The organism is Anaerobacterium chartisolvens (assembly GCF_003337415.1).
GTDB lineage: Bacteria > Bacillota > Clostridia > Acetivibrionales > DSM-27016 > Anaerobacterium > Anaerobacterium chartisolvens.
Genome location: NZ_QPJT01000031.1, coordinates 39,142 through 45,141 on the forward strand (window position 1 = coordinate 39,142; position 6,000 = coordinate 45,141).

A 6,000-nucleotide genomic window follows, 5' to 3' on the forward strand; every position below is an offset into this window, starting at 1 on the left:
TAAATAACTTAGAAGTATTTTTCTCTTATTAAATAAGTTATATACTTGGAAAAAGTATTGAAACATCACTTTTTTAATCCTCGATGAGTTTATAGAGTCCATAAACAAGGCCAAAGGCTGATAATGCCGTAAATACTGCCTTTATTACAGCCAATGTGTCGGGAATAAACTGGTTTAGAAGCTTTATTATTAAAAATGAGAACAGTCCTATTATCAGAATTTTGATTATTTCAGAAAAAGGGAATTTAAAATCCAATTCCTTTTTAATGTCACAGAAGTTCATAATCAGGCCTGAAGCAGAAACTATCATATTTGTTATTCCGTAACCGTATACATTGATGAAAGGGATTCCCGCCAATATATATATAAGCACCAGCCCCTGAACGGATATAATCAATGAGTTTTTTAGTAAAACCTTCTGCTTGCCCAGACCATTCAGCATTCCAAAAGTGGGCAGCGCAATAAAGCTTATAAATGAAGAAATTGAAGCAAAAACTATCATTGCTCCCAGATCTGATCTGTTATAAAGCAGGCTCCCCAGCAGATCCGGTATACAAATGCCTATTATCAGGCTTGAGGTCCCAACAATGCAGGATACTCTGAAAACCTGCAGCATTCTGTCCTCTGCCGCCCAGTAATTATTTCTGCTGATGCTGAGTGACAGGTCGGGAACCAGCACGGTGGACATGGAATTTACTATTATCATGGGAAGACAGGTTATATTAAACGCCATTCCAATAAACTTGCCCATAAGCTCAAGAGCGGCATCATAGGGAATGCCTGCCGCTACCAGTCTCCTTGGGAGAACCAGAGACTCCGCCGCTGATAAAAGCGTGGATATAAAACCGTTAATGCACAAAGGAAATGAAATAGCCAAAACATTGAATAAAAGCTGCAAACGCCTATGCTTTGGTTTTGGTGAAAATGGCATGCTCATGCTTCTGTTTCTTTTATAATATGTGTATAAAAGTCCGAAGCTTATAAGCTCCCCTACAGCAAGGGACGCATACGCTGCCGTTACGGTATTTCCTACATTGCGTACCGGCAGAGCAGATATTATCCCCAGAAGTAACCCCACTCTTAAAAGCTTTTCTCCCATGTCTATAAATGCCGCCGGCTTAAACCAATTCAGACCGTAATAGTATCCCTTTAAGACAGCGGACATGGAAACCAGAGCTATTGCGGGGCAAATTGCCCTGATAGCCCCGGCACTCCTTATATCCCCTATCAGCACTGAAGATATTGCAGGAGAAAAAACAAATGCCAAAACAGCTATTGAAACGCTCCACACAAATATAACCATAAATGTTGCAGACATAGTCCTGTTAAGGCTGTTAACATCTCTTTGATTGTAATATATGGCAGATATTTTAGATAGTGCGGTAATAAGCCCATCACTGGCAAGGCACAGGAAAAGGATATATAAAGGCATGACAAGACCATACAGGCCAAGCCCCTCCGCTCCAAGCTCCCTTGAAAGAATTACCGAGAAAATAAAGCCTATTATTCCCGTTATCATATTTGACGCAGATAAAATAAAGGAGTTTTTATAAAATTTATCTAGTTGCATCAGCTTTCCGCACCACCGACTAATAGCCTACTGGTAATAAAGGTTATTCCCACCGCAGCTATAATATGCCTTGGGATGTGTTAAAAAGGCCTGAAAATCATAGTTTTATGACTTTCAGGCCTTTATTATATTTAAATTTCCTTAAAGCAAGGCTGCTATTATTTTTTATCACTGCAGTAACCGTTCCCCAGATGGCATATGCCGACGGTCTTTTCCACATCCAGAACAAAAGCCACTCCCCTGCTGGGCTTATTTAAGCCCACCTCTTCGGATATCGCAAGCAAAACGGAATCACACTTTGTCTTGTCAATAAGGATAAGAACTATTTCCTTTTCAGGTTCAATGGAAATGCCAAACAGCTTGGCGTTTTCATGTATTCCCGTACCGCGTCCATGAATTATGGTGCCGCCCTCTGCTCCCGCCTGCTTGGCAACAGATACGACATCCTCCGCGTATCCCTTATTTACAATGGTAACTATCAATTCAAACTTTATACTATTAGGGCTCATAATTTCCCTCCTTAAAATAATCACACCTTAATGTGTTTTCAACAAATGAAATATGCCCGCAAGCTTAGATATATTAACTATAAAGCTAATTCCCTTCCCAGGCTTATTAAGCTGAGCCTCTGCCACTATAACCTGTAGAATTTCTTCCGCCATTTCATGCTTAACAAAGGTTAAAATAACCTCTTTTTCAACATCGTAATTAATCCCCAGAATTTCAAGGTATACATTTTTAGCTGCCGTGCCTCTTCCCAGAAGAATAGTTCCGCCCTTAGCGCCTGCCTTTTTAGTTGCACCAACAACCTTGCTTGCCGTACCTTTTTTGACAATGGTTATGATAAGTTTATAACTGTCATTAACAGTTAACTCATTCAGATTCATTGACTTTCTCCTTCCGCGCATACAAGAATCCTAAAATCAAAACAGATAAAATCGGGGTCAATGCAACTAATGATACCATACCAAATCCGTCTAGTAAAGGGTCTCTGTTTTCAAGCACCTTTGCCACGCCTACAGTCATTGATAAAAGCAGAGTCACCGTCATAGGTCCGGTAGCAACCCCTCCCGAATCAAAGGCTATGGCGACAAAAGTGGGGCTTACATAGCGCGACAATACAAAAGCCAGAATATATCCCGGAACAATAAAATACCACAGCGATACGCCCATAATAACCTTTATCATGGAAAGGGCAACGGATATGGCAACTCCTATGCAAGTGGTATAAAGCATAATCTTTTTATTGATATATCCTCCCGAAACATTTTCAACCTCATTATTCATTACCCTTACCGCAGGCTCCGCATATGTAGCGGCAAATCCAAGAAGCAGTCCTATGGGTATCATTATCCAGTTATTTGCCATGGAGCCCATGGCCATGCCCAGCTTTTCCCCAAGAGGAAGATATGATACATGAACCCCCTGAAGAAATAGAGACATCCCAAGAAACGTCATTAAAATACCTTTTAATATTTTAATAACTCTGTTTTTGGGAAGCTTTAAAACAAATATCTGAAATACAAAGAACAAAAGCGTTATGGGCGCAAGAGCGATAAGCACCTCCATCATTATATCCCCAAACCCATCAAACATGATTTTTATCATCGGTAAAACACCCCCAGTATCAAAACCGCCAGAATTGGCCCCACCGAAGCAAGAGCAACAAGCCCGAAGCTATCGGTAGAAGACTTCTTTTTGGATGAAACCGATGCCACACCCACTCCAAGAGCCAAAATAAACGGAACAGTCATAGGCCCGGTAGTAACCCCTCCCGAATCAAAGGCAACACCTAAAAAATTAGGCGAAGTAAATATTCCCAGTGTAAAAACAAGCAGATAGCTTGCTCCAAGCAAATATATCAACGGAACATTCAAAAACATTCTGAGAAGTGCCAGAGCCACTGCAATTCCAACGCCCAGAGCCACTGATGATACAAGCAGCAGCTTTCCTACCGCTCCCTCCGACACCGTAGCAACCTGACCAGCCAACACCTGCACATCAGGCTCTGCAACTGTTACCACAAAGCCCATTACAAAGCCTACCGCAACCATAAGCCACAGCTTTCCTCTTTCAACTAATGCCGAGCCCATAACCTCTCCTATGGGTAAAAAGCCCAGCTTGGCTCCCATGAAAAAAAGCGTCAGTCCTAAAATAACCATAACCGTTCCGACAGCAAAATAAACAAAGTCCTCGGCAGGCAGCCTTCCTATAGTAACACCCAAAACTGCAACTATCAAGGTTATAGGTAATATAGAGTATACTACTTCTAACAAAGTTTCTCTTACATTCAAACGAGCACCCCCTGTTAAATAATTATTGGGCAAATATAGCCAAAGCACTCTAAAACTCAATATTTTAAGTTTTGGCTCATTTAAAAGTTATTATATGTATTTATACTTGCTCCCATGAAAGTGCTGTGTAATTATAGACTTTAATTTTGCTCTGCGGTTTCGAAGATTTGAAAAGCCACGAATGCACGGTATAGCTATAAATAAATAGAATTTTAAATCACAGGAATAAAGAGGATTCCTATCGGCAGAATGCTTAAAATATTCCCTCTTTCCCTCCTTGAGTGCCTGCAGAATGCAGACCTGTCCCGAAACGGTACTAAAAAAATACTTTGATCTGTCAGGCTTTCCTCGGAACTCAGATTTTACATGCCAAAATGACAGAAATATGTTAGCTATACTTGTAATTGTTAAAATAAATAATATAATTTTTATAACGTTTTTACCTTTTTTAATCAATAGGCCTGTCTCCTAAAACACTTATTATGAATAATTATACCAAAACAGACGTTAGTATACAATAAACAATCCAAAACATAATATATCGTACGGAAAACCATGTAATATAAAGAAAATGCACAATATATAGCATCTTAATAAAGCATTATTTCCGCTTGTAAACAAATTGAAAGTAGAAATAATGTTTATGTTATGATAAAGTAAGATTTATTTGCAGATATTTTTAAAATAAAAAGTGAGGTAATTTATCAATGAAGAAAAAATTAAGTTTTATATTTTCCGTAATAGCCGCCCTTTCACTTCTTTTAACAGCTTGCGTGTTCTCTCCCAAAATCACTCTGGGAGTAATGGAGAATGGTGTTTATAAAAACAATTACTTTGGGCTTAGCGTACAGCTTCCAAAAGAATGGTCCATACAGGATATAGAATCCATGAACCAGCTTACAGAGTCCGAAAACGGATCGGCTGAAGGAGAGGCAAAAAAGCCCGATCTGTCGCAAGCGCAAAACCTCAATTTCATAATGGCCTCAAAGTATCCCCAAAACCAGCAGGAGGCAGTTAATCCCAGCTTTATCTGTAATTCTGAAAATCTAAGCTTTTTACAGAATGTAAAAACGGGCAAGGATTATCTCGAATCGGCAAAAACCCTGCTTATTGACAGCCAGCTTCCATATATCTTTGAAAAGGATATCTACACTGAAAAGTTGGGAGAAAAGGATTTTGATGTTATGGAGGCATATATACAGTCAGGCAGCACCAAGGTTACTCAGAGGTATTATTCGGCAATCATTAAGGACTATGCCCTTAATTTTATTGTCACATATTTTGATGATACCAGCAAGGCGGAAGTAGACAATATATTGAAGACAGTCAGCTTTAAATAAAAGCCGGAATACTCCTTACAAGAATACACTGTAAAAATACTGTTTTATCATTCATAATAAGGGTATATAAATTGTGACAAGAATGCTTTGCTTATTGAATGCATATTCTATTCAGGCTTAGGATTTCTTATGTTAAAAAGTCTGATTTTAGAAAACAGTAAATTGATGCTTTCAAGCAAATAAAAACTTAAAGGAGTTAATGAAAATGGCAAACACATTATTTTATCGTTGTGAAAAATGTTCCAACACCATGCTCATGCTTAAAAACGGGGGTGTAACACCATCATGCTGCGGAGGGGAAATGACAGAGCTCAAGCCTAATACCACAGATGGGGCAAAAGAAAAGCATGTACCATTTATAACAAAAGAGAATGGCAAAATACATGCTGTTGTAGGTTCAACGCTGCACCCCTCACTTCCGGAGCATTATATTGAATGGATTGCTCTAGTTACAGATGAAAAAACGGAAATTGTTCACTTAAAGTCGGGAATGGAGCCAAAAGCGGTATTTGAGGGCGTAAGCTCAGGCACAGTTTATGAATACTGCAATCTCCATGGCCTCTGGAAAGCTGATTTCTAGGCCTTGTCCCCCCTGGGGGGGACGCCCCTGTTTTTATGTGCATATAGCAGTCATTTTTTTAAGTTTGTATCCGTCCGATTTCAGGCATGGCATATAGATACAGCAAAAAGACCTTGTCTCGTAAAGCAAGCAAGGCCCGGCAAAAGCTTATATAATTCCTTGAAGCTCACAAATAACATGAGCACAAATTAATTAAATCCGTTATATTTTTTATAC

Annotated in this window: 7 protein-coding genes; 2 read left to right on the forward strand and 5 right to left on the reverse strand. The window is 39.2% G+C overall.

Annotated elements, in window-relative coordinates; all coding sequences use genetic code 11:
• Positions 1-73: 73 nt before the first annotated feature.
• The 5 genes from spoVB to DFR58_RS18900 form a co-directional block, all read right to left on the reverse strand.
• Positions 74-1,570 (reverse strand): stage V sporulation protein B, encoded by a 1,497-nt coding sequence (spoVB, locus tag DFR58_RS18885; protein WP_114299650.1) that lies wholly within the window; start codon positions 1,568-1,570, stop codon positions 74-76.
• A 158-nt stretch (positions 1,571-1,728) separates the two neighbouring features.
• Positions 1,729-2,079, reverse strand: coding sequence for a P-II family nitrogen regulator (locus DFR58_RS22245; RefSeq protein ID WP_207659280.1), 351 nt, complete (start codon positions 2,077-2,079; stop codon positions 1,729-1,731).
• Between the two features lie 27 nt (positions 2,080-2,106).
• Complete coding sequence (locus DFR58_RS22250; RefSeq protein ID WP_207659281.1) at positions 2,107-2,457, reverse strand: P-II family nitrogen regulator; 351 nt, start codon at positions 2,455-2,457, stop codon at positions 2,107-2,109.
• On the reverse strand, positions 2,444-3,178 hold the full coding sequence (locus tag DFR58_RS18895) for a DUF1538 domain-containing protein (protein WP_114299651.1): 735 nt from the start codon (positions 3,176-3,178) through the stop codon (positions 2,444-2,446). Before DFR58_RS18895 ends, DFR58_RS22250 begins: the two co-directional genes overlap by 14 nt.
• The gene (locus DFR58_RS18900; protein WP_114299652.1) at positions 3,175-3,864 is read right to left on the reverse strand and encodes a DUF1538 domain-containing protein; all 690 of its coding nucleotides are present in this window, start codon (positions 3,862-3,864) and stop codon (positions 3,175-3,177) included. Before DFR58_RS18900 ends, DFR58_RS18895 begins: the two co-directional genes overlap by 4 nt.
• A gap of 707 nt (positions 3,865-4,571) precedes the next feature.
• On the opposite strand from DFR58_RS18900, the gene DFR58_RS18910 reads away from it, so the two are divergent.
• Positions 4,572-5,204 (forward strand): hypothetical protein, encoded by a 633-nt coding sequence (locus tag DFR58_RS18910; protein WP_114299654.1) that lies wholly within the window; start codon positions 4,572-4,574, stop codon positions 5,202-5,204.
• Positions 5,205-5,409: 205 nt separating this feature from the next.
• Positions 5,410-5,784 carry a desulfoferrodoxin family protein gene (locus DFR58_RS18915; protein ID WP_114299655.1) on the forward strand — a complete coding sequence of 125 codons (375 nt, stop codon included), beginning with the start codon at positions 5,410-5,412 and terminating at the stop codon, positions 5,782-5,784.
• The last annotated feature ends 216 nt before the right edge of the window (positions 5,785-6,000 follow it).

Excerpts from the sequence above, each read along its gene's own strand:
- DFR58_RS18895 (WP_114299651.1), bottom strand. The coding sequence starts at position 3,178 with ATGATAAAAATCATGTTTGATGGGTTTGGGGATATAATGATGGAGGTG.
- DFR58_RS18910 (WP_114299654.1), top strand. The coding sequence starts at position 4,572 with ATGAAGAAAAAATTAAGTTTTATATTTTCCGTAATAGCCGCCCTTTCA.
- DFR58_RS18915 (WP_114299655.1), top strand. The coding sequence starts at position 5,410 with ATGGCAAACACATTATTTTATCGTTGTGAAAAATGTTCCAACACCATG.
- DFR58_RS22250 (WP_207659281.1), bottom strand. The coding sequence starts at position 2,457 with ATGAATCTGAATGAGTTAACTGTTAATGACAGTTATAAACTTATCATA.
- DFR58_RS22245 (WP_207659280.1), bottom strand. The coding sequence starts at position 2,079 with ATGAGCCCTAATAGTATAAAGTTTGAATTGATAGTTACCATTGTAAAT.
- spoVB (WP_114299650.1), bottom strand. The coding sequence starts at position 1,570 with ATGCAACTAGATAAATTTTATAAAAACTCCTTTATTTTATCTGCGTCA.